General features: G+C 62.4%; 21 protein-coding genes and 1 tRNA gene. 9 read left to right on the top strand and 13 right to left on the bottom strand.

The window, feature by feature from the left end; genetic code table 11:
- Nucleotides 1-697 precede the first annotated feature (697 nt).
- On the top strand, nt 698-2,179 hold the full coding sequence (locus tag D1Y84_RS04065) for a hypothetical protein (protein WP_124847384.1): 1,482 nt from the start codon (nt 698-700) through the stop codon (nt 2,177-2,179).
- An 81-nt stretch (nt 2,180-2,260) separates the two neighbouring features.
- Here D1Y84_RS04065 and D1Y84_RS04060 read toward each other — a convergent pair whose 3' ends face one another.
- On the bottom strand, nt 2,261-3,838 hold the full coding sequence (locus D1Y84_RS04060; RefSeq protein WP_124847383.1) for a hypothetical protein: 1,578 nt from the start codon (nt 3,836-3,838) through the stop codon (nt 2,261-2,263).
- A 782-nt stretch (nt 3,839-4,620) separates the two neighbouring features.
- Here D1Y84_RS04060 and D1Y84_RS18635 point away from each other — a divergent pair.
- A complete protein-coding gene (locus D1Y84_RS18635) occupies nt 4,621-5,286 on the top strand; it encodes a substrate-binding domain-containing protein (RefSeq protein WP_124847382.1) in 666 nt (221 codons plus the stop codon).
- On the top strand, nt 5,286-5,582 hold the full coding sequence (locus D1Y84_RS18630) for a substrate-binding domain-containing protein (RefSeq protein ID WP_124847381.1): 297 nt from the start codon (nt 5,286-5,288) through the stop codon (nt 5,580-5,582). Before D1Y84_RS18635 ends, D1Y84_RS18630 begins: the two co-directional genes overlap by 1 nt.
- Nucleotides 5,583-5,668: 86 nt before the next feature.
- On the opposite strand, the gene D1Y84_RS18335 is transcribed toward D1Y84_RS18630, so the two are convergent.
- Nucleotides 5,669-6,091 carry a fibronectin type III-like domain-contianing protein gene (locus tag D1Y84_RS18335; protein ID WP_233581100.1) on the bottom strand — a complete coding sequence of 141 codons (423 nt, stop codon included), beginning with the start codon at nt 6,089-6,091 and terminating at the stop codon, nt 5,669-5,671.
- On the bottom strand, nt 5,998-8,352 hold the full coding sequence (locus D1Y84_RS04045; RefSeq protein WP_233581098.1) for a glycoside hydrolase family 3 protein: 2,355 nt from the start codon (nt 8,350-8,352) through the stop codon (nt 5,998-6,000). The genes D1Y84_RS18335 and D1Y84_RS04045 overlap by 94 nt, the downstream gene beginning before the upstream one ends.
- A 278-nt stretch (nt 8,353-8,630) precedes the next feature.
- Here D1Y84_RS04045 and D1Y84_RS04040 point away from each other — a divergent pair, with 278 nt between their 5' ends.
- A complete protein-coding gene (locus D1Y84_RS04040) occupies nt 8,631-9,020 on the top strand; it encodes a hypothetical protein (protein WP_124847380.1) in 390 nt (129 codons plus the stop codon).
- Between the two features lie 25 nt (nt 9,021-9,045).
- Here D1Y84_RS04040 and D1Y84_RS04035 read toward each other — a convergent pair whose 3' ends face one another.
- Nucleotides 9,046-11,787 carry a TonB-dependent receptor gene (locus D1Y84_RS04035; RefSeq protein ID WP_124847379.1) on the bottom strand — a complete coding sequence of 914 codons (2,742 nt, stop codon included), beginning with the start codon at nt 11,785-11,787 and terminating at the stop codon, nt 9,046-9,048.
- Nucleotides 11,788-12,062: 275 nt separating this feature from the next.
- On the opposite strand from D1Y84_RS04035, the gene gcvPB reads away from it, so the two are divergent.
- The 5 genes from gcvPB to D1Y84_RS04010 all read left to right on the top strand — a co-directional run bounded on the left by gcvPB (nt 12,063) and on the right by D1Y84_RS04010 (nt 15,385).
- On the top strand, nt 12,063-13,655 hold the full coding sequence (gene gcvPB / locus D1Y84_RS04030; RefSeq protein ID WP_124847378.1) for an aminomethyl-transferring glycine dehydrogenase subunit GcvPB: 1,593 nt from the start codon (nt 12,063-12,065) through the stop codon (nt 13,653-13,655).
- Complete coding sequence (locus D1Y84_RS04025) at nt 13,656-13,931, top strand: hypothetical protein (RefSeq protein ID WP_233581096.1); 276 nt, start codon at nt 13,656-13,658, stop codon at nt 13,929-13,931.
- A gap of 110 nt (nt 13,932-14,041) precedes the next feature.
- Nucleotides 14,042-14,118 (top strand) — tRNA-Arg (locus tag D1Y84_RS04020).
- A 182-nt stretch (nt 14,119-14,300) separates the two neighbouring features.
- Nucleotides 14,301-14,804, top strand: coding sequence for a hypothetical protein (locus D1Y84_RS04015; RefSeq protein ID WP_124847377.1), 504 nt, complete (start codon nt 14,301-14,303; stop codon nt 14,802-14,804).
- Nucleotides 14,774-15,385: a hypothetical protein gene (locus tag D1Y84_RS04010; protein ID WP_124847376.1), complete on the top strand. Its 612-nt coding sequence runs from the start codon at nt 14,774-14,776 to the stop codon at nt 15,383-15,385. The genes D1Y84_RS04015 and D1Y84_RS04010 overlap by 31 nt, the downstream gene beginning before the upstream one ends.
- Nucleotides 15,386-15,517: 132 nt before the next feature.
- Here the strand turns inward: D1Y84_RS04010 and D1Y84_RS04005 are convergent, their stop codons facing one another.
- The 9 genes from D1Y84_RS04005 to sucC all read right to left on the bottom strand — a co-directional run bounded on the left by D1Y84_RS04005 (nt 15,518) and on the right by sucC (nt 24,176).
- On the bottom strand, nt 15,518-16,360 hold the full coding sequence (locus D1Y84_RS04005) for a DUF3050 domain-containing protein (protein ID WP_124847375.1): 843 nt from the start codon (nt 16,358-16,360) through the stop codon (nt 15,518-15,520).
- 94 nt (nt 16,361-16,454) lie between these two features.
- Nucleotides 16,455-16,871 carry a nucleoside-diphosphate kinase gene (gene ndk, locus D1Y84_RS04000; protein WP_124847374.1) on the bottom strand — a complete coding sequence of 139 codons (417 nt, stop codon included), beginning with the start codon at nt 16,869-16,871 and terminating at the stop codon, nt 16,455-16,457.
- Nucleotides 16,872-17,008: 137 nt separating this feature from the next.
- Nucleotides 17,009-17,560 (bottom strand): hypothetical protein, encoded by a 552-nt coding sequence (locus tag D1Y84_RS03995; protein ID WP_233581094.1) that lies wholly within the window; start codon nt 17,558-17,560, stop codon nt 17,009-17,011.
- 15 nt (nt 17,561-17,575) lie between these two features.
- On the bottom strand, nt 17,576-18,346 hold the full coding sequence (locus D1Y84_RS03990; RefSeq protein ID WP_124847373.1) for a hypothetical protein: 771 nt from the start codon (nt 18,344-18,346) through the stop codon (nt 17,576-17,578).
- Nucleotides 18,347-18,399: 53 nt separating this feature from the next.
- The gene (locus D1Y84_RS03985; protein WP_124847372.1) at nt 18,400-19,626 is read right to left on the bottom strand and encodes a hypothetical protein; all 1,227 of its coding nucleotides are present in this window, start codon (nt 19,624-19,626) and stop codon (nt 18,400-18,402) included.
- A 434-nt stretch (nt 19,627-20,060) separates the two neighbouring features.
- Nucleotides 20,061-20,942, bottom strand: coding sequence for a succinate--CoA ligase subunit alpha (gene sucD / locus D1Y84_RS03980; protein WP_124847371.1), 882 nt, complete (start codon nt 20,940-20,942; stop codon nt 20,061-20,063).
- Nucleotides 20,943-21,097: 155 nt separating this feature from the next.
- Nucleotides 21,098-22,222 carry a sel1 repeat family protein gene (locus tag D1Y84_RS03975; RefSeq protein WP_124847370.1) on the bottom strand — a complete coding sequence of 375 codons (1,125 nt, stop codon included), beginning with the start codon at nt 22,220-22,222 and terminating at the stop codon, nt 21,098-21,100.
- A 20-nt stretch (nt 22,223-22,242) separates the two neighbouring features.
- Nucleotides 22,243-22,908, bottom strand: coding sequence for a haloacid dehalogenase type II (locus D1Y84_RS03970; protein ID WP_255424374.1), 666 nt, complete (start codon nt 22,906-22,908; stop codon nt 22,243-22,245).
- A 65-nt stretch (nt 22,909-22,973) separates the two neighbouring features.
- Nucleotides 22,974-24,176: an ADP-forming succinate--CoA ligase subunit beta gene (gene sucC, locus D1Y84_RS03965; protein WP_124847368.1), complete on the bottom strand. Its 1,203-nt coding sequence runs from the start codon at nt 24,174-24,176 to the stop codon at nt 22,974-22,976.
- Between the last annotated feature and the right edge of the window lie 450 nt (nt 24,177-24,626).

Here is a 24,626-nt window from a genome sequence, read left to right as displayed (position 1 = left end):
TCAGGACGCTAAGCCGCGGAGCCTCATGGAGGATGAACCGAAGCTTCTCTCGACTTGCGCCGTGGGATCGGGGATCTTGCTGGTTGCGCGCAGTACTCACTTGGTGCCTCCGAAAACGTGCCATGCAATCTTGTTCGTGTGTGTAGCCATGTTGGCCTCATGGCAGCCCGGTGCGCAAGGTTAGCCAGCGGCCTAACGTGCGCACAAGCTACTCATTCCAAACAGTTTGCTCTTTTGCCCAGATCCCTAACGGTAGAGACCGGCCTGCATGCGACCGCTTTGCAGGCCGCGAAGGCGATCCACGAGCCTGTTCCACCAGCCGCCTTTTTCATGCACAGAGCAGGTGGACAGGTGACTTTGCTGCGAGGTTCTCCTCGCTGGCGCAGCAGCTCGTTCCCGGGCGAGCGTGGTCCTCGCGAACTTGACACCTATTTTCTGGCGGCGTTTAAATCAAACCCGAAGGGGTTTCAAAAGCATTGGGGTATGTTGGGCTGAAACGCTGCGCCTCTGTTGCGGCTGCGACGCTTTGGCAATGACCGGAGCGGCCCTGCCGGTGAGCAGTTTTGAAGTTCTGCACGCACCTTGTCTGCGCGTGCCTTTACAGCCACGCTGCAAGTACCGATGCAGCGCGTGGCGCAATCATCTGCGGTGAGCGCTTGATGATGGAGTTTGCCGCCGGATGGAAAGGGTTCAGCGTTTGAAGCAGACACCATCCCGGACCCCTGTCAGTGCCGGTGAAGATGCTTTCTCCAGGATCATCGGGACCCCGGAAGCAGTTGCCGCTCTTCGAAAGCTCCTGGGAGAGATTACCGGTGGACCAGCTTTCAAAGGCAGCCAGCGAAGCGCACAGTTTCTCGAGTTTGTCATTGAACAGTCCATCGCCGGCAACTTCGATCAACTCAAAGAGCGACTGATCGGCATCCGGCTTTTCAAACGCGAACCGTCCTACGACACCGGCGATGACGCGATTGTGCGGGTTACGGCTTCAGATGTACGCAAGCGACTCCTGCAGCATTACGGCTGGTTTGGCACGGAGAGTTCGTTTCGCATCGAGCTTCCGCTCGGGTCGTACATCCCGCGCGTGAGCCGAAGCGACGCCTCCTCACATGGTCCTTCGTGGGTCGAGCCAACGCAACGGATGGAAGCGCACGCAAACCTTGCGACGACACCGGAGGAAAGCACGCGTGTGATTTCCACGGAGGTCGTTCAACCGCAGACCCCCGCGATCACCGCACCGTCTCACACGCCGTCACCCTGGCTTCTCGTTGCGTTCGCCGCAGCTTTACTCGGCGCGGTGTTTTGCGGCTGGTTTGTGGGCGCGAGAAACAGTGCTGATCGAACAGCCGCACCGCGCGTGCTGCCGTGGCCTGCCCTGTTTGACTCCTCGCGCTCGGCACATCTCATCACCAGTGACGCGAATATCGACACGGTCGAAGGAATCACGCATACCAACCTGTCTCTGTCTGACTATGCGAACCATAAGTACATCGCCCAGCCAAATGCACTGACGCCCGAACAGTTGAAGTTCTGCAGGGTTCTGCTGCTGGCAGATAGTTCCGCCGCTACGCCGGACCTGCCTATCACCGCAAAGGTCGCCCAGATCGCCCAGACGTTTTCAAAGAAGCTCGCTGTGCAGACAGCGAGGAGTTTTCAACTCGCCTTCCTGAGCAACAATGACAACTTCATCTTCCTGGGCAGTCCTCGATCGAACCCGTGGTTTTCAGCGGTTGCAAGCGCGCTGGACTTCCAGTTCGTGTTCAACCCGAAGATGGGCTCTGAGTTCATTCGCAACGCCCGCCCGCAGAAGTCCGAGCAGGTCGAGTACATTCCGAGTGCCAATGGCGGGGGCACGGGCTACTCCTACGCAATCATCGCCTTCGTGCAGAACCCGGATCAGAACGGCGAAGTCCTGCTGCTCGCAGGGGCTGATGGCGAAGCGACCGGAGCCGCAGGAGAGTTTGTCGCGGACTTGCCCCGGATGGCAGCGACGCTGCAGGCGTGTGGGCTCAAGGGTGCTGGCACCTCGCGGCACTTCGAAATCCTGCTGCAGACCGACACGATGGCCGGCGTCTCCCGGCGGACCAATGTCATCGCGTGCCACCTGCTCCCGGGTGGTGCTGCTGCCAGTACCTCGAATCTCGCCACGCACGCTGCAGCGGCTGAGAGCACTGGCTGGTAACACCTGTTCCTGTCAGGATGCTGACTCGCGACGCGGCTTCAGTGATTCCGGTTGTCGGCCGTACAGGGAAACCGGCAGCCGCTATTTGGCTACCCACGACCCTGCCTGGCAGACCCAGAGTGTGTGGGCTGCTGCCGGTGCCGTATCGGAGTAGAGCGAGCCGCTTGTGCAGGCATGCGCGGGTGCCGAGGGGCCACTCGTCCATGTCGGGTGAGTCAGGTGGGTCGACGAGATCGCCACTTCGTTCGTTTCGTGAGCCATGTCGTTTGCCCGCACCTGTTCAGCATCTTCTGCGCCTGCTCCGCCGGAATCGGCCGGAGTCGTGAAGCCTCCCGTGGTGCGCATGCCTGCATCGTTGTAACGGACCAGCTCGGCCCGCTTCCCGCTCTGCAGGCTGGCGGGCATACCGTTCCCACCAACGCCGCCTGCGGCCGCACGCGAGGAAGGACCAAACGCCTGGTTGTTCTTCACAACATCCCAGTTCGTTACGTTGTTCACATTGCCGGTGACGGGAGCGACACACGAATCATCCAGCTGTGTGCCATGCAAAGACACGGCGCCGCCCTTGACCGTCTGGTTCCAGGAGACGTTGCTATTCATCGGGTGATCCGCAGAGTACTGCGTTCCCCAACTCTCGATCTTGGAGATCGCGCTGCCCACTACGTTGATGTAGGAGGTCCGGGTAGCGGTCTTTGACGAAGCATATAACTCGCCGCCAAAGAGCGAAACGGCGCCATGCTGCACCTGCAGCATAGGGCCGCCATCCTGCTCGATGTGCGTTCCAAATGCCTGGAAGTCCACGCACTGTCCGGAGAGAGCAGGCTTTACCCCTTTGTAGAAAGGCTGCCCGGGTACGCCGCCTGTGTAGTCGATGGAACCGCCATGCATGCGGAACTCACCGCAGCCATCATTCAGGATCCCCGTGCTGTAGGAGTTGTTGATCTCCGTACCGAAAAAGGAGTAATCCTCGCCCGACCCGAACGTGGCGTTGATCGGGTACCAGATGCCATTGCCGTTGTTGTTGATGTCCCCGCCATGGAAAGAGTCGAGCGACGACAGACGGCCGATGAAGACGCCGTTCTGCCAGCCTTCGATATGCATGTTGTTGTAGGTCTGGTGCTGTGCGCCGTAGTTAGCCGGTGTTGCACCTGAGGGGTCTCCTCCCACGAGCAGGCCTGCCAGGCCATTGCTTGTGGTTGGACCGGCCGACAGGTTTGCGCCGCCAAAGAGCCACAGGTTATTGATGCCGCCTACAGCATTCGCGAGGGTAGCGGCTCCGCCTAGCACCGGGGAAGCCGAAATGATCCCGTATCCTTTGCCGGTGTAGCTCAGCTTTGCCCCGTTTCCTTCCAGCGTGACGCAGTTTGGCTTGATGATCGTAGTCGAGAATGTGTACGCGTTCTGCGGGATCTCGACCACTCCGCAATGCTGAACCGTGTCACCCGATGCCACGGCTGGCGTGGGCAGCGCAAGGATCGCGTTGTTTACTTGCGCGCCTATGTCAACGCCCGGCACCTTGGCAGCATTCACCGCAAGGTCCGCGTCCAAAGCGGACGATGCAGGACTGGGGGGCGGTTCGCTGCTGGCGATCGGTGTGGATGCGCGGGTCAGGGAGGCAAGTACAAAGGGAAGAGCCACCAGCAGACGAGAACGTTTCATACGATACCTGCTCCGAAGTAGCCGAGTTGGGTTCAAGTGTAAGGGCACTGCCTGCAATCACAATCAGGAACAACCAAGGGTGCCGGTAGCTTGGGCAGGTGCCGGGGCTCGCGGCGCGTGCCTTGGATGAAGGATTCGCGGGAGGGGAGGTGCGTGCTGGCGGTGGCAGCCGATGCACAGCATTTGCCGGCTATGCGCTAGAGCGGGACGTGCACCGATGGCTCTGTCCAGAATGTGTGGGCTGCGTGGCGGACGCGATGGGGCGGCTCACGGCGGTCTTTGCTGCTGTCTACTCGGGGAAGTTCAGGCGCACGCAGGAGCGGGAGGCGTCCTGCCGGCCCGAAATCTTGATAGGGCTGTCAACGGATCGGGACAGCGTGTCGCCACGCGCAAGCCTCCTCCGCGCGTGGAGCTATTCTTCCGAACCCATTCCGGCTTTAATCATGGAACCGACAACGCATGCACTGCACGCCATCATCATGGCAACACTCACTGCTACTAACATGGTCACCTCGGCGTCTGTGTGATGTTCCTCAGCTCTGTTACAAGCTTGCCCAAGTGTTACCACATGGCACCTATGGTCATCAATGGTAACCCGTACCCATTTTGCCCAAAATATACCTCGATACCACGAACACCCACCTTCGGGGAGTGAAGTCCTCCCCGGCTTCACGCTGCACTCCGTGGCCAGTCGAGGCATTGACCGGCCGCGCTGATGAGACACGATTCGAAAGCACGAGTTTGCCTGCGCCTTGCAGAATAAGCTGTCTAGAATCGATATCATGATCAGTTTCAATTCAAGCCGCAGGGTGTTTCTGGGCAACTTCGCATGGTCTATGGCTGGCCTATCCCTGGCGCCGGGCACTCTGTACGCGCAGAACCCAGCGCCATCTGAGGGTAAGGACGCGGCGGGCTCCCTGTCGGTGGCATCTGCCGGATCGTTTCGCGCCATGCTGGAAGGCCCGCTCAAGCTGGCCGCCGCACAGTGGCTGCACCTCGAACTCGGCAGTCACACGGAAGGGGCAGACGCTGTGGCGCATGCGCTCATCAACGGATCTCTGAGCGCTGACCTTTTCGTCTCGATCACGGCGTCCCCGGTGGTCACCGTGCTCCGGGCTGGGCGGGCGGAGATGGCGTACCCGGTGGCGCGCACGGAGCTCGTGTTGATCTGCAGCCCGAAAAGCCGGTTTGCTGCGCAGTTCGAGCAGGCCCGGCAGGGCCATGGGAACTGGTGGGAGCTGTTGCAGACTCCCGGGTTGCGCATCGCGCGCTCCAATCCTTCGGCTGACCCAAGCGGGCGTGCTTTTCTGTTTGCGTTGATGATTGCGGCGAAGAAGTACAACGTGCCGAACCTGGTTGAGACGGTGCTGGGCTCGCCGCTAAACCCCGCGCAGGTGCTCCCCGGGGCAATGGGCAGGCCCTGTTTGCGAGCGGGGACGTGGATGTGATGGCTGTTTACAGGAGCGGCCCCGCCAACAGCGGACAGCCGTTTCTTGCCTTGCCGGAGGATGTGAACCTGAGCCGGCAGAACGTTCGCAGTGAGCACCCCGAGATTTCGCTCGCTCTAAACGACAAGACGTTCTACCCGGAGCCGCTGGTGTTCTACGCCGCCTGCTTGAAGCAGGCGGCAAATCCAAAAGGGGCTTCAGACTTTCTTGCGCTGCTGCGTGGCGACGAAGGGCAGCGTATTCTGCGCGGCCACGGCTTCTACGCCCCGGGCGACGCCACACCGCTGCACGCTTGACCCGCACCTGCAGCGCCCGGTATGCGCGGCTGGCGAGGCGACGGACCTGCTTACCCGGGATGCGCGGAAGCCTAAGCAGTCGCCGCTTACCGGACCTCCGCGCTCAGCGGCAGGTCGCGCGACGAGCCGCCAGCCAGGATCGTGCGTACGCCGGCCGGCTTCTTCCACGCCTTGTCCTGCACAGACCAGTACTCGAACGCACGTGGTTTTACCTCGAGCGTGACGTCGCGCTCTTCGCCGGCCTTGAGTGAAACCCGGTCAAAAGCGGCGAGGGTTCTGGGTGCAAACTGCGCACCCTCGGGCCTGGTCGCCGGTGCTGCCAGGTAGACTTCGGGCACGGCGTCGCCCGCGAGGCTGCCGGCGTTTTTCACGTGGATCGTCACGGTCGCGCCACCATCAGCATTGGTCCTGGCTTTCAGCCCGGACAGCGCAAAGTGCGTGTAGGAAAGGCCATAGCCGAACGGGAACAGTGGCTCGATCTTCTGCTCGTCGAACCAGCGATACCCCACCAGCACTCCTTCCGAAAAGGTTGTTTTGCCATCGACGCCCTTGGCAGAGCGCTCCGGGTGTGCCGGCGAAGTGGCCGCATAGTCGCCCAGCTGCTTCGCCCACGTGATGGGAAGACGTCCCCCGGATTGCTTTGCCCCAGCAGTGTCTTGGCGGTTGCCCAGCCGCCTTCGTCGCCCGGCCACCACATCTCGAGCACCCCTTTGACCCGTGGAAGCCAGGGCATCGCGATGGGCTCGCTCGTATTCAGCACCACGATCGTGTTGGGATTGACCGCGGCGATGTCTTCAACCAACTGGTCCTGGTCGCCCGGCAGTGCAAAGGCCGGCTTGCCGCGGGTCCACAGAAACACCACGGCGGTCTTCGCGGCTTTCGCTGCTGCGATCGCCGCATCGTGATCGGCCTTGCGGCTCGCCGGTGTGCTCCAGCCGAGCCGAATCTGCACAGGCAGGTTCGAGGTGTCGAGGGTGGTCTTGACCTCTATCGCGTGTGCTCCGCTCGACAACTCCACGGCACGACGCACGTTGTCGAGGCCGTCAGTCGTTGGCAGGCCGTTATCCTGCGAGGCATGCTGCACATCGCCGTGCACCGTGCCTTTCACCGCACCCGTTCGTCCCACTTCCTTGCCGTCGATCGAGAGCACGCCGCGCGTGCCAAGGGCCTGCAGGTAGAGCCAGTACGAACCAGCCGAGGTCACGGTAAGCTGGCCTTTCCAGGTCACCTCGCTGTTCGCGGGCAGGGCGTTGCCGTTCTTCCTGGTGAAGTCAATCGAGGGGTCCGTAGTGGATTGTCCGCCTGCATCGGTGCGCAACAGCCCGGGTTTGCCGTCATGCGAGAACATCGTCGCGTCGATCGGCTTCCCCGTCATATCGTCCGCGACGGCAAAGGTCACCTTCGCGTCCGGCGCAAGCTTCTTCAGTGCTTCGAGCGGTCCCACCTGCCGCTCGGTCACGCCCGGCGAGCGCTCGCCGAAAGTCCCGATCGAGGCCACCTGCCCAGCTGTCGGCCCAATCAACGCGAGGCTCGCAAGATCGTCCCGCTTCAACGGCAGCACGCCACCCTCGTTCTTGAGCAGCACCGCTGCATCCTCGGCTGTCTTCTCGATAATGCGGCCATTGCCCTCAAAATCCTGCGGCGTCACATCGTGCTTCTGTTTGCCGTCGAGATAGCCGAAGCGGTCGATCTCGTACAGCACATAGCGCGCTGCCTGCGTGATTGTCGCTTCACTCACGACGCCGCTTTTGAGCACGTCTCGCATGATGCGCGGATCCGAGTCCTTCGGAAATGCTCCGAGATCCATGCCGCCGCCTTTCGGCTCCTCGGGGATGGTGCCGCCCAGCATGCCCGCAAGTGCTGCTTCGTTCGGCTTGGTGGGTGCGGCCGTGCGCGCCGGCGCGGTGCGAAAGTAGGTGTGCATCATGCCCGCGAACGGGCTATCGTCCGGCACCTCGCCGGGCATCTCCATCGACAGGCCATGGTTGATGAAGTCCACGTTGTGCACGGCGCCCCAGTCCGACGTGACGAAGCCCCTAAAGTGCAGTTCGTCGCGCAGGACCGTCTGCATGACATCGCTGTTACCGCAGGCAAAGGTGCCATTGAGCTTGTTGTACGAGCACATGATCGAAGCGACGCCAGCACGGATGGCAGCGTCGAACGGAGCGACATACACTTCGTGCAGCGTCTGCGGATCCACGTACACGTTGTAGCCGTCGGTGTCATAGCCGACGTAGTGCTTGGCCATCGACATGACGCCCTGCGCCTGCTCCCCGCGCACCTCGCCGGCTCCCATGACGCCGCTCAGGAAGGGGTCTTCGCCCAGCGTGTTGTAGGCCCTGGCAAAAGTGATGTCGCGATCGATGTTGATGAACGGCTGCAGCACCACGTCGATCCCGAGTGAGCGCGCCTCCTTGCCGATCGCTTCGCCATTCAGTTCGGCATCCCGCACGCTCCAGGTGGCGGCGACGCCCATCGTCGCGGTCTGCGCCTGACCCGCGATGCGCGTCAGCACCCCGGGAGGGCCGTCCGCCATGCGCAGCGTTGGAATGCCGAGGCGGGGGACGCCCGGCAGAAAGCCCGCCTGTCCCTGGCTTGTGGCATCGGGCTCCACTTCGCCACGGATGAGGCTCATCTTCTCCTCGAGCGTCATCTGCTGCAGCAGTTTCTCGATGCGTGCCTCGTTGGCGTTTTCAGGAGGAACGACCTGGGCCGCGAGAGGAAGTGCAGACACAACGGCAAAAATGCAGACAGACGCAAGCGATCGCATGATGACTCCAGGGCCCGCAGGGCACCGCTGATCGTACACAGGTGTGCCAAAGACAAGCCATCTGAAAACGGAAGCGTCTGGCCTGGTCTGGTCTGCAGGGCGCCCGAGCAGGCCCAATGCCTCGAAAGCAGTGCACCCCGGATTCCCCGGAAGAGGCACAACGCGGGAGCGTGCTTACCTCGGTGATGCGAAAGCGCGATGCCCGTCTGAACAGCGCGGCCGGGGGAGTTCTACTGGGTTCAGATTCGCGACAAAGTATCGCGAAAACTGGAGACGATATGAACTCACCTGAGAACGCGTGCATGTTGGAGGCCACCATGCCGGACGCCGTGCGGTCATGCTCTGTGTGGCTGCAGGAGCGTATGGTTCCACTCAACCAGCATTTTGGCGCTTCCGACGCCGTGGCCATTTTGGCCAAGACCATTACCGGCGACTCGTACCAGTTCCTGGTGGCTGCCACGGAGGACGGGATTGTGTGTGGAAGCCGCGCCGCGCAGCGGCCACCCACCTCCAACACGCACATCTGGCTCGGGTATGGACGAGTCATCGGCGATCGCACGGACCTGCGCCTGATTGATCCCGTGCCGTTTCACGGCTGGGGCGAGCACGCCGGCGTCATCGCGGAGATGATGCTCGCGGCCCGCGTCACGACCGAAGGCTGGGTATAAAGCAGGGCGCACGCGGCAGGCGGCGCTAGAAGCTGTAGCGCACGCCCGCCTCCACGCGCCGGCTGTTGTCTGCGCCATACGACTGTCCAAACAAAGGCGACCCCAGAACGCCGCCCTGCGCCGTCACATTCGTGTGGTTGAGCAGGTTGGAGGAACGCACGTTCACGGTAAGGGTCTGCTGCGGATCGACCTTGTGGTGCGATATTTTGAATGCGCGCTGTGCGTTGACGTCCATGTACACCGTCCACGGGAGCCGCGCAGCATTGCGAGGGAACACCCCGATGCCGCCGCTTGAAACCAGCGAACCATACCGGGTGGCGAATGCATTTGTGTCTCCGGCAGTTGCATATTGCGGGCGATCGTTGAAGTTGCCGTCGCCGTTGTTGTCAAAGCCGGTGGTGATGTTGTAGTGCGCACCGCTGGCGGCATGGATGTCGGTGCTGAATGCGACTTCGCCTGGAACGGTAAGCGAGCCGTTGCCGAAGAGCTGCCACACGCCCTGGCCCGAGCGATGCGCGAACTCGCCGGCATCCGTACGTGAGCTTTGGGGCGTAAAGAACTCGCTGTCGTCGTTGTCGTCCACGAGGTTGACGCGCACTCCGCCCGCGAAGAAGTTGAAGCGCTTCATCGCGTGCTGACTGACGCTGAAGAACTCCACATTGGCGCTGCCCTGCGCGCTGTTGTTCAACTGCAGTACGTTCAGATCCGGGGTGCCTGGGCGGGGCCCGGCAGGGTCGTTATTCAACGGTGAGTTGACGTTCTGCGTGCGCGGAGCATTCCACAGGCGCGCCTGGTAGTAGTCCATTGCCACGGTCCAGCCGTGCGGGAAGTCGTGCGAGCCGCCGCCGTTTGCAATGGAGAAGTTGATGTTGGCGAGGCGTGGGTTGACGGTGCGCAGCGAGTGAATGATGGTTGCGCCTCCACCGAGCGGATTATTGAAGTCGGGGTTATATACCGTGCTGGTGACACGCTGCACGCCGTCCATGCGCAGCAACTCCTGCTCGTCGTCGTAACCGTACTGCCCGGTAAACAGGCCGACATGCGCGTGCAGCTGCCAGGTCGCTTTCTTGTCCGGCGTCCACGCGACTCCAAGCCGTGGCGTCGCCCCGCTGTACACGCTGGGCTTGTTCTGAAGGTAGTAGCGGAAACCCATCGCAACCTGAACATTGGAGCGCAGCTTCCAGCTGTCCTGCACATACAGCGCAGCCCGGGTCTGGTTGAAGCTGACCGAGGGATTGCCCGCAACATTTGTGAACGCCGTGGCTGCTCCACCGGGCAGCCCCAGCAGGGCGCGCCGGTACTGCTCCAGGCCGGAGATGGTTTCGGTCTGCGCCGCAACAGGCTGTCCCTGCGCATTCAGCACCGGGGCCGTGCCTCCGCCAAAGGTGTAGCTGCCGTTGAAGTTCTGCGTGAGCTGGTCGTGCACGGCGGTGTTGCGGAACTGTACGCCGATTTTGAGCAGGTGCTTGCTGGTGCTCAACACTGCATCATCATCGACCTCCGTCGTAAGCTCGTGCAGCCTTTGTGCGCCCAGTGCAGCGCCGCCGCCCGTGAACGCGCCAGCCACCTGTACCTGCGGAGCAGCAGAGAGCGGCGAATCGCTTTCACCCTGCCAGTCAAGAGAGACCCGGGCTTCGTGCATCAACTTCGCGGAAGCCAGCGTGATGTTGCTGAGCTTGAGCTGGTGCTCGTACGTGTCGCTCGTATAGCCGGCTTCGGCGAGCGAGGTGCCGCCTACGCCCAGGTTTTCCAGGTGGTTGGTGTTGCCGCTATACGCGGCGACAAAGGTGTTGTGGTCGCCAAGCTGCCAGCCCAGTCGTGCCGTCGCCAGCCAGAGTGCCTGCGGGATCGGCACAGAGTTCACGGTATTGAGCTGGTTGCCCGCAGGGTCCAGCGTAACGGCGTTGACCACCGCGGTGTCATCGATTTCGCGATGCTCCAGCGTAAGCGCGAAGTCACTGCCCTGCTTGCGCACCGGCCCGCTCAGCTCGAACCCGTAACGCTGCTTGCCGAGCGCGCCCTTGCTCACTGAAAACGGATTGCGCGCATTCATCCACGAGCTGCCGTTGGTGGTGAACAACGCACCGTGATAGGCGCTCTGCCCGGGCTTTGTGTAGACCTCGACGCGACCACCTTCAAACGGAGGCTCGCGATACTCCGCGGAGTACATGTCGGGATTCACCTTGATGTATTCGATCGAGCTCTTGGGTGGAAGCTGCGTTTCGTTCTGAAATCCATCCACGGTGATCACCGTGCTCGCAGGGCTGGCGCCGGCCGAAGCTGCGAGTTGTTGTAACTCGCGCTTCAGGTCGTCAGGATCATCAGCGAGCGAGGCAAGGTCTTTCTGCGTCAGGGTGTGCTCAGCGCCGCTTGTTATTGCTGCATCCGGAGCCTGCGCGCCGACGTCGCTGACCTGCACGTCTGTCTGCACAGCTGCGACCTGCATCATCACCGCAAGCGTGGTCCTGGCTGGCGCTTCCACTGCGATCGTTGCATCGGCAAAGCCCTGTGCCGTGATGTGCACCTGGTGTGTGCCGCTAGGCACGCACGGGAACGTGAACTTACCCTGCTCATTGCTGGTGGAGGACTCTCCGGTCTCGAGCGACAAGGCCGCGCCGGCAATGACGAGGCCGCTGGAGTCGTGTATCTCTCCCTGTACGTTGGAGCCATGACAAGGAGCTTGTGCCTGGGCGTGTTCGCAGAATGTGGCAGCGGCAAGCACAAGGGTGAAGGTCACAAGATCTTTTGCGGAGTTCCTTGCATGCATGGTGAAGCACCTGATTCCGTAGTCTGTACCACCACATACGCGGGCAGAGGAAGCGCAGTTCCGTGAATTCTCAATGGCGACTGTTTGCGCGATGTTTATGTGGCGGTCCATCGATCAACCGCAGGTTCTCCCCAGTGATCCAGTTCCACAACATCGAGCGCCGGGCAGCAGTTCGCAGGCAAGGCGAGTGGTCGCGCTAAACTAGAGGCTCGTTGCCGACGACCGCTCTGCTTTTGTTCAAAGCAGGCAAGCCGTCGCAGAGGGACCTCGAGACGATGAGCACATTTGCCCCCGCACCCGCAGATTCCACAGCAGCTACCGCCGAGCCGAAGTTCGTCGGCACACCGCGCAAGGTCACCGCGCACCAGACCCAGAACGAGGCCCTGAGCTTTGAAAAGTCAGCGCCCGGCAAGCGTGGTTACAAGCTGGCGCCGCTGGACGTGCCGGCGGTCGACCCGAAGACCCTGCTTGGCGAGGCTGCCCGCACTGAGCCGGCCCTGCTTCCGGAGCTCAGCGAGATCGAGATCATCCGGCATTTCACGCGCATGTCCACGTGGAACTACGCCATCGACCTGGGCATGTACCCGCTTGGCTCCTGCACGATGAAGTACAACCCGCGCGTCAACGAGTTCGTGTCGCGGATCGAAGGCATCGCAGAAGCGCATCCCTACCAGCCCGAGTCGCTGTCACAGGGCGCGCTCTCCATCCTCAAGGACTTGGAGGGCTGCCTGCTCGAGATCACCGGCATGGACGCGATCACGCTGCAACCGGCTGCCGGCGCGCATGGTGAGTTCACCGGGATCCTGCTGGTGCGCGCGTACCACCAGTCCAAGGGCAATCCCCGCCGGACCGTGATCATCCCGGACTCTGCGCATGGAACCAACCCGGCCACGGCCGCGGTCTGCGGCTACGACGTCGTAAATCTGAAGTCGAACGCAGATGGCGGCGTCGACCTCGAAGCGCTGCGCGCGCTGGTCGACGAAGACACCGCCGCCCTGATGCTGACCAACCCGTCCACCATCGGCGTGTTCGAGAACGAGATCGCCGCGGTCGCCGAGATCCTGCATGCCAAGGGCGCCCTGCTCTACATGGACGGCGCCAACATGAACGCGCTGGTAGGCAAAACGCGTCCCGGGGACTTCGGGGTGGACGTGATGCACCTGAACCTGCACAAGACCTTCTCCACGCCGCATGGCGGGGGTGGTCCGGGGTCGGGTCCCGTGGCCTGCAAGGCCATCCTGGAGCCGTTCCTGCCGACCCCCGTGGTCCAGACTGATGGTGCCGGGATACACCACCTGGTCTACGACCGTCCGCAGTCAGTAGGCCGAGTGCGCATGTTCTACGGCAACTTTGGCATGTTTGTGCGCGCGCTGGCCTACATCCTCGCGAATGGCCCGGACGGTCTGCGCCAGACCACCGAGGACGCGGTGCTGAACGCGAACTACATCCGGGCGAAGCTGGAAGACCTGTACGACCTCCCGTACAAGACGCCGTCCATGCATGAGGTTGTGTTCTCGGACCGGCGTCAGACCCGGAACGGCATCAAGACGGGCGACATCGCCAAGCGGCTGATCGACTACGGCTTCCATCCGTACACCACCAGCTTCCCGCTGATCGTGCCGGGAGCGCTCATGATCGAGCCGACCGAGAGCGAATCGCGCGAAGAGCTGGATTTGTTTGTGGACGCCATGCGCCAGATCGCGCGCGAGGCAGAAGAGAACCCGGCCGTGATCCTGGCCGCGCCGCACTCCACGCGTATCTCTCGCCTCGATGAAACCGGGGCCGCGCGCAAGCCGATCCTGCGCTGGAAGGGGCCACCGGCTTCGACGCCGCTTACCCCGGACGACTCACCGGCGAGGGAGTGGTAGGTGGCGCGCAGTGTGTTTGAAGAGCGCCGCGAGGAACTGGAGCGGAGTGAGTTCATGCTGGGCGAGGAGCGCGGACGCCTGGCGGTTGCGCTCGACGTGCTGACCGATGCATTGATCCTGATCGGCCAGCACGGGGTTTACTGCGTGTCGAACCGCAACCCGTCCAAGCCAGCGCTGGATCTGCAGGCGGTACTCGCCGGGATCGACGGCGCCAAGGAACTGATCCAGTCCAGCATGGCACTGCTGGAACAGAAAGCGCGCGCGGAGCGGGCGTAGCCCGAGCGACCCGGCAGGGTATTCGGGCTACAGCCCGGCCGCGTGATCCTGGTCGCTCGCGAGGGGGCCGGATTCCGTAGTAAGCTGGAGCAGCGCACTCCCAGTGCCGCGCGCCCGTAGCTCAGCTGGATAGAGCGTCCGCCTCCGAAGCGGAAGGTCGCAAGTTCGAATCTTGCCGGGCGCACCAGATTTCTTCCGAACATCGTCTCTCGATGAGACATATTTCCTGCAAAAGTAACCAGCATCTGGAAAGAATGTTGGAAGTGCTTGATTGCCGGGATACTATGAATTCGCGTTTAGAGTCTCATAGGGTAGCCCAGTAGGTAAAATCTACTCACTCACCGTGCAGATAGCTGTGTGCCGGCGTACATGACAGAAAAGCTGGAGGACAGCTTCGCGATGGCGTTGGCATTGAGTGGACAGGATGATGTATCTCGAGGGCAATTGGCGGTACGGTTTGACAAGCGCATGGCTTTAAAAATCAAGCTGAGGGCGGCGAGAGAGAAGCTCGTCAACAACAGTTTTCTATTCACTGGCTGGCTTGTCGCGACGCTGCTTCCACCCAGTCGTTGGTACCGCGCTGTGCTGGCGATCTCCCGCTTTCTTGCGCGCAGCAGCAGTCGCTTCGCCCAATCATTGGATCATGCCTCGAGCGCTTCGCTGGACGCCCGGCTGCTGCATCGGTTTCTCGATATTCTTTCCAACTACAAGACCGCCTTTCACATCCCCATCGTGGTTGAAGGGAGGATGTGCTGCGGGAGTACGCCGCGGAGCCGGGCGGCTTTGTGTGCTGCTCTGCCCATATTCCTTTCGTCAAATTGTTCATCCCACTGGCCCGGCGTATGGCCGGCGAGACGCGCCAGTTGCGCGTGATCGCTCGCGAACCCGTAGGAGACAACGAGGTTTCTCTCTGGAACGACGAAAACGTCAAGGCGATCCGGACCGACCATGCGGTGCTGCTGCACACCCGCTCCCTCTTGCGCCAGAATGGCTGCCTGATTCTGGCTGTCGATAAGGAGCAGGGGGAGTTCATTTCGTCCAACATCTTCCGGTTTGTCGGCAAGATGCACTCGCGCATCCTGATGTGGTTTACGCAGCTCCAGCCCGACGGCAGCATCCTACTTCGGATCCTGCTGCCACCTGGCCCCTTGTGCCGGAATGAGAATGAAATTCGCGCCAATCTCGACTTCGTTGCGGAGAATGTCCGTCGCATTCTGCAGGGGGACCAAATGGAACAGCCGCGTGCGCGGGATGTGGCGCCGGCGACCATGGAAGGGGAGCGGAGCCGTGAAATCCACCGGATCCAGCTCTACTCGAATCTGCAGCTCGAGGCGCGGATAAAGCGCCTCGAAACTCTGCTGCAAGATGGCAATGCTTCGGTTATTCAGCGAGACATGCTGGAAGAGCGCCTCGGCTTGATGCGTGCCGAGATGGAAACCCGCGCAGGCGTGTAACTCCCTGCTGGTTCTCATCCGGGCATGCGCAGAAGCCGGCACCCGGTGCTGTGATTACCAAACCTGATTACTTACATCCTGATCCTAGTGCGCTCCCGGCCGCGCGACACCGATGCAAGCGCCTGAAACGGATCAGCCGCGCCCCGGTTTGTACTGTTTCGGAAAGCTACCGGCTGCCGATCCTTCTTCCGCCTGTATGCGCGCATGGATGCCGTCCCAGAAGAACAACCGCGCCCGGAGTGCTCCCAATGCTGCTTCCGTGGCCTCTTCCCAGTGCCAGGCGGTCGTGCAGAGCTGGCGAATCATCTGCAGGGCCATCGGTCCATGCTCATCGCCATCCATCTCGATATGCCGCTCGAGGTAGTAGCGGAAAGGTGCGATGCGGCCCGGCAGCGTTGCGTCCAGCTCACGCACAAATGCAGAGAACATGTCGGGAATCAGGTCTTCCCGGCCGAAGGTAAAGGCGGCCGCGACCTGGTGGGTCGCTCCATGGGTGAGCACCGCAAAGGTCGAGGCCACAAAATCCCGCGCTTCGAGGGGGGCTGCGGCCAGCGCTGCCGGTACTGTCTGCCCATTGCTCAGGGCTCGAAGAGCAGATCGCATGGGCTGTGTGTCCGCGCCGCAGCTCTCCATCGCGGCCAGGTACAGCTCGAAGTGGGAGATCGCCTTGCCCTGGTAGGTGTCACTTTCTTCGCCGAGCACGATCTCGTTGATCAGGCGTCGGCTTGCCGGGTCTGCCGAAGGCACCCAGGGAACCGTCACACAGGTAAGGCTGTTTTGCAGTGACTTCAGCAGAGACATGAAGTCCCACACGGCAAACACGTGGGATTCCATAAAAAGCTGCAGCTTCTGGAGGGAGCGAATGGAACCATACAGTGGATGCTGCGCCAGCAGTGTCTGCAGCGGCGCGATCGCTTCCATCAAAAGGGTCTCGCCCGGGCAGGACGCCACCGGCGGAAAGGCAGACTGGGTCATAGCCATCGTTTCAGCGTTGGGCGCACGCAGGGTAGGTGAGCCTGACAAACTGCGGGATCGAAGGACCGGCTGCCCGGCCCCCACCGCGCGCTACTTAGGCCAGCTCGTAGCCGGCGAAGAAATAGCCGATCTCGAAAGCAGCAGTTTCCGGTGCATCGGAACCGTGGATCGCATTCTCCTCAATCGAGGCTGCGAACTGCTTACGAATTGTGCCCTCTTCGGCATTAGCCGGGTTAGTGGCGCCCATCAGCTTGCGCAGATCAGCAATGGCGTTGTCTTTTTCAAGCACCATCGGGAAGATAGCGCCCGAAGACATGAACTCGCACAGGGAACCAAAGAACGGTCGGGCCGCATGCACATGGTAGAAGCCTTCTGCCTGCTGTTTCGAGATGGTGATTTTCTTGATGGCGACCAGCTTGAAACCGGCCTTTTCAATGGCGGCGAGGATCGCGGCAGCGTCGCCTTTGCGCACAGCGTCAGGCTTGAGGATGCTAAAAGTCCGTTCAGACACGGGTTGACTCTCCTAAATTCTCTTAATGTGTCTTGAGGCCGAGGCCGGACACTGTTATCCAGTGTAAAAGAAGCCAACGCCAAAAGGGCGCTCCTGGTAGCAGGAGCGCCGCTTCGTCCTTGAAGTGCACAGAAAGCTTAGATTGCCTGAGCGAGCTGAGGAAGCAGGCCCACGTGGCTGGTCTCATAGAGGGCGAGCAGTCTTTGGCGCATCAGGTAATACGCGGATGCGGCTTCCTGGAGCTGGAAGGGAACGGAAACCCAGTGCCGTCCCGTGAAGATCTGCGAGAACATGCCGAGCCGGATCTGCCGGAGAGCGGAGCGAAGCCTCAGGGCGTCTCGCCGCATACGCTCTGCAACAATCGCGCCTTCCTCCGTGTTCCACTGTGCTGCGTGGGCAGCCAGCGAGAGCAGCAGGTCAGCGTTGTTGCGCATACGGCGCAATCCAAGCTCCCCGCCGAGCAGGTGCCAGATCACTTCCGGTTCCATGGAGATCTGTCCCTTTTGCGGGTCCAGGTAATCGGTTGCGACGCAGTGAAGCCCGTCCACATCCATGGGTTCCATGGCAGACAGGATGTCCTCCCAGTTCCGGCCATCCAGCCGGATGGAGGAGCGTCGAGCATAAACGGCAGTGCCACCCATTGCCAGAATGGCCATCCCAAAACAAACGAGAGATGCAAGAGCATGCATAGAGAGCTGGTCTCCTCAGTGACCGACCTTGCCGAGATCGTATTGAACCTTTTCGTGTAAAGCAACAACATACTTTCGCAAAGTGGGCGAAATTGGCTGCCTTGCTGGCTCTTTGCGCCAAAGCGAGACAGTCCAGTAGCCGAGAGTTACGAGGTAGTTAAGGCTGCGGACATAATAGAGCGCTTTGTAGTACGGATGGGTCGGGCCCAGGTACGCGGAAAGTCCCTCCAGAGAGGCCAGCACCAGCGACCAGGCCATAAAGCCCTGTCCGACCGCCATGACATGGCTGCGCCAGGGCAGTCCGACCTCCTTTGCCGAGAGCATCATGGCCACCACGATCTCACACGCCAGCAGACTGGCAAACATCTCGGCCCGCAGCTCCAGCGCCGCCGGGCCGTGCACATTGTTGGGCTGCATCAGCAGGGTGGCGCCTGCCGCCAGCGAGGCGCCAGCAACGGCAGCCATGGAGAGAGCTTTAAAAGCCTCCCGATGCCAGACGCCGGCAGGGCGAAGCACCGCTCGTGCGATCTCGTAAAGGAGCCACATCTGAAGGCTGAAGCTGGCCAGGTCATAGGCCGTATAAGTGCGTACAAAAAGCAGCCGGCTGGCCACCGGATCGACGTTCCCAAACCAGATGCTCGCAAGTAGATCCAGAAGCGCGAACAGGAAAAGAGCCGGAAACACCTTCCAGCTCTTCCGAGCCCACATGGAAGCGCAAAGGCAAGCGTCAAGTACCCCGCCGCTGATGAGGATCGCTTTATCGAGGTCTAAAGCACCTTTAGTCACTCACCCCGCCTCTACGAACAGCCTACCAAGCCACCACAGTGGTGACTAGTGCTCTACGCGTTCATCGAACCCCAAGGATTGCGCACGGTGCCAGCAGGACCCTCTGTGACCGAACCCCAGGGATTGCGCACGGTGCCAGCAGGACCCTCTGCAACGGAACCCCAGGGATTGCGCACGGTGCCAGCAGGACCTTCAGCAACGGAACCCCAGGGATTGCGCACAGTACCAGCAGGACCTTCCGCGACGGATCCCCAGGGATTGCGCACGGTGCCAGCAGGACCCTCTGCGACGGAACCCCAGGGATTACGCACGGTGCCCGCGGGACCCTCTGCGATGGAACCCCAGGGGTTGCGCACGGTGCCAGCAGGACCTTCAGCGACGGAACCCCAGGGATTGCGCACTGTGCCAGCAGGACCCTCTGCGATGGAACCCCATGGATTGCGCACAGTACCAGCAGGACCCTCTGCGACCGAACCCCAGGGATTGCGCACGGTGCCAGCGGGTCCTTCTGCGACCGAACCCCAGGGATTGCGCACGGTGCCAGCAGGACCCTCTGCAACGGAACCCCAGGGATTGCGCACTGTGCCAGCAGGACCCTCTGCGATGGAACCCCATGGATTGCGCACAGTACCAGCAGGACCCTCTGCGACCGAACCCCAGGGATTGCGCACGGTGCCAGCGGGTCCTTCTGCGACCGAACCCCAGGGATTGCGCACGGTGCCAGCAGGACCCTCTGCAACGGAACCCCAAGGATTGCGCACGGTGCCAGCAGGACCCTCTGCAACGGAACCCCAGGGATTGCGCACGGTGCCAGCAGGACCTTCAGCGACGGAACCCCAGGGATTGCGCACTGTGCCAGCAGGACCCTCTGCGACCGAACCCCAGGGATTGCGCACGGTGCCAGCAGGACCCTCTGCGACGGAACCCCAGGGATTACGCACGGTGCCCGCGGGACCCTCTGCGATGGAACCCCAGGGGTTGCGCACGGTGCCAGCAGGACCTTCAGCGACGGAACCCCAGGGATTGCGCACTGTGCCAGCAGGACCCTCTGCGATGGAACCCCATGGATTGCACACAGTACCAGCAGGACCCTCTGCGACGGAACCCCAAGGGTTGCGGACGGTACCGGTGGGACCCTCCTGCGCTGCGATTACAACGAGGCGACCATCAAGATTGGCGGCAGGGGAGACGGACACTGCGGCGAGTGCGTTACTAGCCAGCAAAGGCATGGAGGCGAGCAGGAGTGACGAGAGGGCTGCAAAGTGTTTGACCGAGATCATCTGGTAGTTCTCCTAGAAAGGGTTTCTCTACGCAGGAGCCTAGCCGAGCTCGCTACTACACGAAAGGCTATTCGGCAAGTCGATGAGGCACTGTGGCATAACTTTTTATTTGTTACCATTAATGGTTACTATTGGCATCAAAACAGTTACCGAAACGACTGAGCGAGATGTAAGTAGCGTGCTTTCGTGCGGATAAAGTGAACTTTTGTAACGTCTCACCGCGCCTTCACAGTGTTGCAGGGGGTGGGGTGGCTGAAAAGGTTACCTTTTTGTGATGGGGTGGCCAAACCGATTACCTGCGAATCAATAGAAGCGCCCGCTCTTGAGACCAAAAAGGACGGGAGCCCGTCAGGGCTCCCGTCCTTTTTTCCATTGGAATTGGGTTTCTTTGGGTGCGGTTGGTTTTTAGGGGGACGGCGATCGAGCGGGCGAAGTCAGGGGCGCGCGTGTTTCAGCACGCGGGCTACTGTCTCGCCGATGGCGGCGGGGGATTCGACGACGTGGATGCCTGCCTCACGGAGCGCGTTCATCTTCTCGGCTGCGGTGCCCTGGCCCCCGGAGATGATGGCGCCGGCGTGGCCCATGCGGCGGCCCGGGGGCGCGGTCTGCCCGGCGATGAAGCCGACGACTGGCTTGCGCACGTGTTCCTTGACGTAGGCCGCGGCGGTCTCCTCGGCGGTACCGCCGATCTCGCCGATCAGGATGATGGCCTCGGTCTCGGGGTCTTCGTTGAGCATTTTCAAGGCGTCGGTGTGGGTGGTCCCGATGATGGGGTCGCCGCCGATGCCAATGGCGGTGGACTGGCCGATGCCGCGCTGGGTGAGCTGGTAGACGGCCTCGTAGGTGAGGGTGCCGGAGCGAGAGACGATGCCGACGGAGCCTTCCTTGTGGATGCGGCCGGGCATGATGCCGATCTTGGCCTTGCCGGGCGAGATGACGCCGGGGCAGTTGGGGCCGATCAGCACGGAGGGCGAATGCCGGAGCACGGACCAGACCTCGACCATGTCGTTGGTGGGAATGCCCTCGGTGATGCAGATGATCAACGGCAGTGCGGCGGCATTGGCCTCGAGGATGGCGTCAGCGGCAAACGGCGGCGGGACAAAGATGACGGTGGCGTTGGCGCCGGTTTCGCGCACGGCTTCCTCGACCGTATCGAAGACCGGCCATCCCTCGTGCGTGGTTCCGCCCTTGCCCGGAGTAACGCCGCCCACGACCCTGGTGCCGTACTCGGCACAGCCCTTGGCGTGGAAGGTGCCTTCTTTGCCGGTGATGCCCTGCACGATGAGGCGGGTGTTCTTGTCGACTAGCACTGCCATGGTTTGGTGCTCCTTCAGAAGATAGGTAGAGGCTTAAACTCGCCTGCGCGGTTCGCGGTCCCCTTCGGGACGTGTGTTTCGTGAGAGCCAAAGCTTCTCAGGTAGACCCGCCACGAAGTGGCCGCCTCGCGCGCAGGGGGTCTTGTGTCTTTCTGTCATAGCTCGCTCTTTGTGAGCTGGTGGATGCGCAGGTGAAGCAGTTCCGTCGCCGCCCGATCGATGGGCAGATGCGGGTAGGCGACGGGGACGAAGCGCAGCCAGGCCTGGTAGAGAGCCTGCCAGGCCTGCTGAGTGGCGGCGAGGCTTTTGGGGGTCGGGTCGAGGGCGGTTGCGTAAGGCTGCGGGGTGGCGTAGCGAGCCTGAGCCGAGGCAGCGGCTGCTTTCAACTGCTGCTCGGCCCGCAGACGATCGGCAGGGGTGGCGTGGGGCAGGTCGCCGGCGGCAAAGCGCGTCAGGTTGATGAGGAACTGCTCGCGTAGCTGCCCTTGGTCGAGCAACTGAAAGCCGGCAGAGCCAGTGCCGCCGCCGCCGGCGTACTCGCCTTTGCCGCGGGCATGCTCAAAGTCGCGCTCCGCGGCAAGGAGACCGGGCAGCATGGCTTGTGCCTGCGGGGGAAGCTGCGCGCGGAGTGCCTGAAGACGCTGGGTGCGGCCGACGTCGGCAAGACGTTGTGCGATGCCCTCACAGTAGCTGCCCATGGCGCCGGAGGTCGCGTCGTCGCAGAGGTCAAAAGGCTTCGTCGGCAGGAGCCTGCCGTCACGAAGTGCTTCGAGGCGGCTGACGCGCAGCTCAGTCTCCGCGGAAGCACTGTTGCCGGCGGCTTCGCAGGCGAACCGGACGGCGAGGGCGTAGTCCTGCTTCACGCCGTAGCCATTGGCATAGAGCATGCCGAGGGTGAGCGGGCCCTCCACAAATGCGTTGGTGGGCTGGGCGCGATGCCTGTAAGCGCAGCGCAGCGCGGCGGGGTAATCGGGTGCCTTGCCGAAGCCGTAGTAGTCCGTCGCCTCGTCGCAGGCTGGTGGCTCTGACCGGGAAGCAGCGGCAAGCACGGCAGCCTCTGGCGGCAGTGATGGCTGGACGGCGGCTTTGCAGATGGATTGATACTGCGGCTCCTCGGTGAGTACGGGGCCGCTACCGGCCTGCTGGAGCGGCTGGCCGGCAAACGCCACAGAGGGCGGCACAACCCGCGGAACAGCCAGCGGCGCGGCAAGCGGCACGGGGACGAGCAGGCCCCAGAGGCGGGAACCCGTTCGACTGCGCGCGTTGGAGCCGGCTGCCACGCTCTGCTCTCCTGTTGGCATCAGCAACCGAGCTGTGTTGCCAGGTCGTTGAAGTCGGTTGCGATGTAGGTGTAACGGGCGGTGGGTGCGGGGTCTTCGGTGGGGCGGTGGATGAATGCGGTTTGCAGGCCGTGGTTTTGCGCGGCCTGGAGGTCGTTGTTGTGTGCGGCGACCATGACGACCGAGGATGCCGGGGCTTTGAGCAGTTTGAGGGCGCCGAGATAAAGCGCGGGTGCGGGCTTGTAGGTCTGCCACTGGTCGGCGCCGAAGATGACGTCCCAGGGAAAGGCGCTTCGTTTCGCCATGTCCACAAGCTGGCGGGTGGTGCCGTTGGAGAGCGCGCCGAGGATGTGCCGCTGCCTGAGACGGGTGAGACCCTGCACGGTGTCGGGCCAGCCGTGCAGCAGGTGCCAGCCGTAGACCATGTGGTCGCGGTCGGCGTCGCTGAGGGTGTTGAGTGCGTACTTCGGCAGCAGGGTGTCGAGGGTTTCGCGGTGCAGTTCGTCGAAGTCGGCCCAGAGGCGCTGGCCGTCGCGGACGGGCGCGATGGCGGGCTGGTAAAGCGAGCGCCATTCGGTGACAAAGGCGGGCCAGTCCGCCCGGAGACCTGCGGCCGCGGCGATGGCGGCGCAGTGCTCCACCAGGCTGCTCTTCCAATCGGCAGTGGTGCCGAAGGTATCGAACAGCAGCGTTGTGGGAGCCGCCTTTCCGCCGGGCTGGAGCGGCGCGCCTTCCAGATAAGCCGGCTCGCTCAGTGGGCGGCTCCAGTGCTGATGCCGGTGCGGCGGGCGGCGGCGGCGACGACCTTCTGGGCGGCGTCGAGCATCGTGTCACCGACTTCAAAGGCGAGGCCGGAGTCCTTGAGGATCTGGCGGCCTTCTTCAACGTTGGTGCCCTCCAGGCGCAGGACGATGGGGACCTGGACGTCGAGGTTTTTGGCGGCCTGTACGACGCCCTGGGCGAGGGTGTCGACGCGCAGGATGCCGCCGAAGATGTTGATGAAGACGGCCTGGACGTTCTTGTCGGAGAGCAGGATGGAGAAGGCGTTCTCGATCTGCTGCTGGTTGGCGCCGCCGCCGACGTCGAGGAAGTTGGCCGGGCTACCGCCGGCGTACTGGATGATGTCCATGGTCGCCATGGCGAGACCCGCGCCGTTGACCATGCAGGCGATGTTGCCGTCGAGCTTGATGTAGTTGAGCGCGAACTTGGAGGCTTCGACTTCGAGAGGGTCTTCTTCAGCCAGGTCGCGGAGTTCTTTGAGGCCCTTCTGGCGGAACATGGCGTTGTCGTCGAAGGTGAGCTTGCAGTCGAGGGCGAGCAGCTTGTCGTCCTTGGTGGTGATGAAGGGGTTGATCTCGAGCAGCGTGGCGTCGGTGGCGACGAATACGTCGTAGAGGCCGCGCATGAACTTGACGGCGGCGGCGAGCTGGGTGGGCTTGAGGCCGAGGGCGAAGGCGAGCTCGCGGGCCTGGTAGGGCTGGAAGCCGACGGCTGGGTCGATGGAGACCTTGCGGATGGCGTCTGGGTCCTTGGCGGCGACTTCTTCAATCTCCATGCCACCGGCCTGCGAGGCCATGAAGACGAGGCGGGACTGGGCGCGGTCGAGCACGATGCCGAGGTAGAGCTCGCGATCGATGGCGGCTGTCTCCTCGATGAGCAGGCGCTGGACGCGCTGACCCGAGGGACCGGTCTGGTGGGTCACGAGCTGCATGCCGAGGATCTGCGAGGCATAGGTTTCGGCCTCGTCGAGGGTGCGCGCGACCTTGACGCCGCCACCCTTGCCGCGGCCGCCGGCGTGGATCTGCGCCTTGACCACGACGCCGGTGGCGCCGCCCAGCATGAGCCGCTTCGCGACTTCAAGCGCTTCTTCCAGAGTGTTGGCGACTTCGCCCTGGGGCACGGGGACGCCGTGCTCGCGGAGGATCTCTTTGGCTTGGTATTCGTGAATTTTCATGAGTTTAGGCGCTGCGGAGCCCTGGGGCTGCAGACGCACCCATAGTACAGCGAGGGTTTTGGGGTTGTCAGGGGTGGGCGGCGAGGCAAGGGCGCGGGCAGGGCAAACTGCCTGCGCGGCTGGCGGCCACTTCGTGGCGGGTGAACGGCAAAATGCGTGTTTGTGGAAAATGCGGATGTATAGATATGCGGGGTTTATGGGTCTGGTGCATATGTATGCATGGTGATACCTCGTATTACCGGACTTTTGAGAGGGGCGTTGCATATCTATGCATCGCGGTTTGTTGGCGTGTTGTTGGGGTGGTTCGTGTAAGGTGTGCGCCGCGTGCCTGGGCGCGGTGGATGGGCGCTTATGCGGGGCCTTGAGGGTTGTTTTGCGGGCACTGGCCGCGTTTGCGGTGATCTGGCGCGTTCCAAAAGGGGAACGAGGCCTTTTCCCATTCTGGGCCGA

Origin of the sequence: Acidipila sp. EB88, from assembly GCF_003858395.1 — a bacterium.
Taxonomy (GTDB): Bacteria; Acidobacteriota; Terriglobia; order Terriglobales; family Acidobacteriaceae; genus EB88.
The sequence above is the reverse complement of the archived record's forward strand: the minus strand, read 5'-3'. Positions and strand labels throughout refer to the sequence as shown.

Bases quoted from the DNA above. Each gene is read 5' to 3' on its own strand.
- D1Y84_RS04060 (WP_124847383.1), bottom strand. From the start codon at position 3,838: ATGAAACGTTCTCGTCTGCTGGTGGCTCTTCCCTTTGTACTTGCCTCC.
- D1Y84_RS18635 (WP_124847382.1), top strand. From the start codon at position 4,621: ATGATCAGTTTCAATTCAAGCCGCAGGGTGTTTCTGGGCAACTTCGCA.
- D1Y84_RS18630 (WP_124847381.1), top strand. From the start codon at position 5,286: ATGGCTGTTTACAGGAGCGGCCCCGCCAACAGCGGACAGCCGTTTCTT.
- D1Y84_RS04045 (WP_233581098.1), bottom strand. From the start codon at position 8,352: ATGCGATCGCTTGCGTCTGTCTGCATTTTTGCCGTTGTGTCTGCACTT.
- D1Y84_RS04040 (WP_124847380.1), top strand. From the start codon at position 8,631: ATGAACTCACCTGAGAACGCGTGCATGTTGGAGGCCACCATGCCGGAC.
- D1Y84_RS04035 (WP_124847379.1), bottom strand. From the start codon at position 11,787: ATGCATGCAAGGAACTCCGCAAAAGATCTTGTGACCTTCACCCTTGTG.
- gcvPB (WP_124847378.1), top strand. From the start codon at position 12,063: ATGAGCACATTTGCCCCCGCACCCGCAGATTCCACAGCAGCTACCGCC.
- D1Y84_RS04015 (WP_124847377.1), top strand. From the start codon at position 14,301: ATGACAGAAAAGCTGGAGGACAGCTTCGCGATGGCGTTGGCATTGAGT.
- D1Y84_RS04010 (WP_124847376.1), top strand. From the start codon at position 14,774: ATGGCCGGCGAGACGCGCCAGTTGCGCGTGATCGCTCGCGAACCCGTA.
- D1Y84_RS04005 (WP_124847375.1), bottom strand. From the start codon at position 16,360: ATGACCCAGTCTGCCTTTCCGCCGGTGGCGTCCTGCCCGGGCGAGACC.
- D1Y84_RS03995 (WP_233581094.1), bottom strand. From the start codon at position 17,560: ATGCATGCTCTTGCATCTCTCGTTTGTTTTGGGATGGCCATTCTGGCA.
- D1Y84_RS03985 (WP_124847372.1), bottom strand. From the start codon at position 19,626: ATGATCTCGGTCAAACACTTTGCAGCCCTCTCGTCACTCCTGCTCGCC.
- sucD (WP_124847371.1), bottom strand. From the start codon at position 20,942: ATGGCAGTGCTAGTCGACAAGAACACCCGCCTCATCGTGCAGGGCATC.
- sucC (WP_124847368.1), bottom strand. From the start codon at position 24,176: ATGAAAATTCACGAATACCAAGCCAAAGAGATCCTCCGCGAGCACGGC.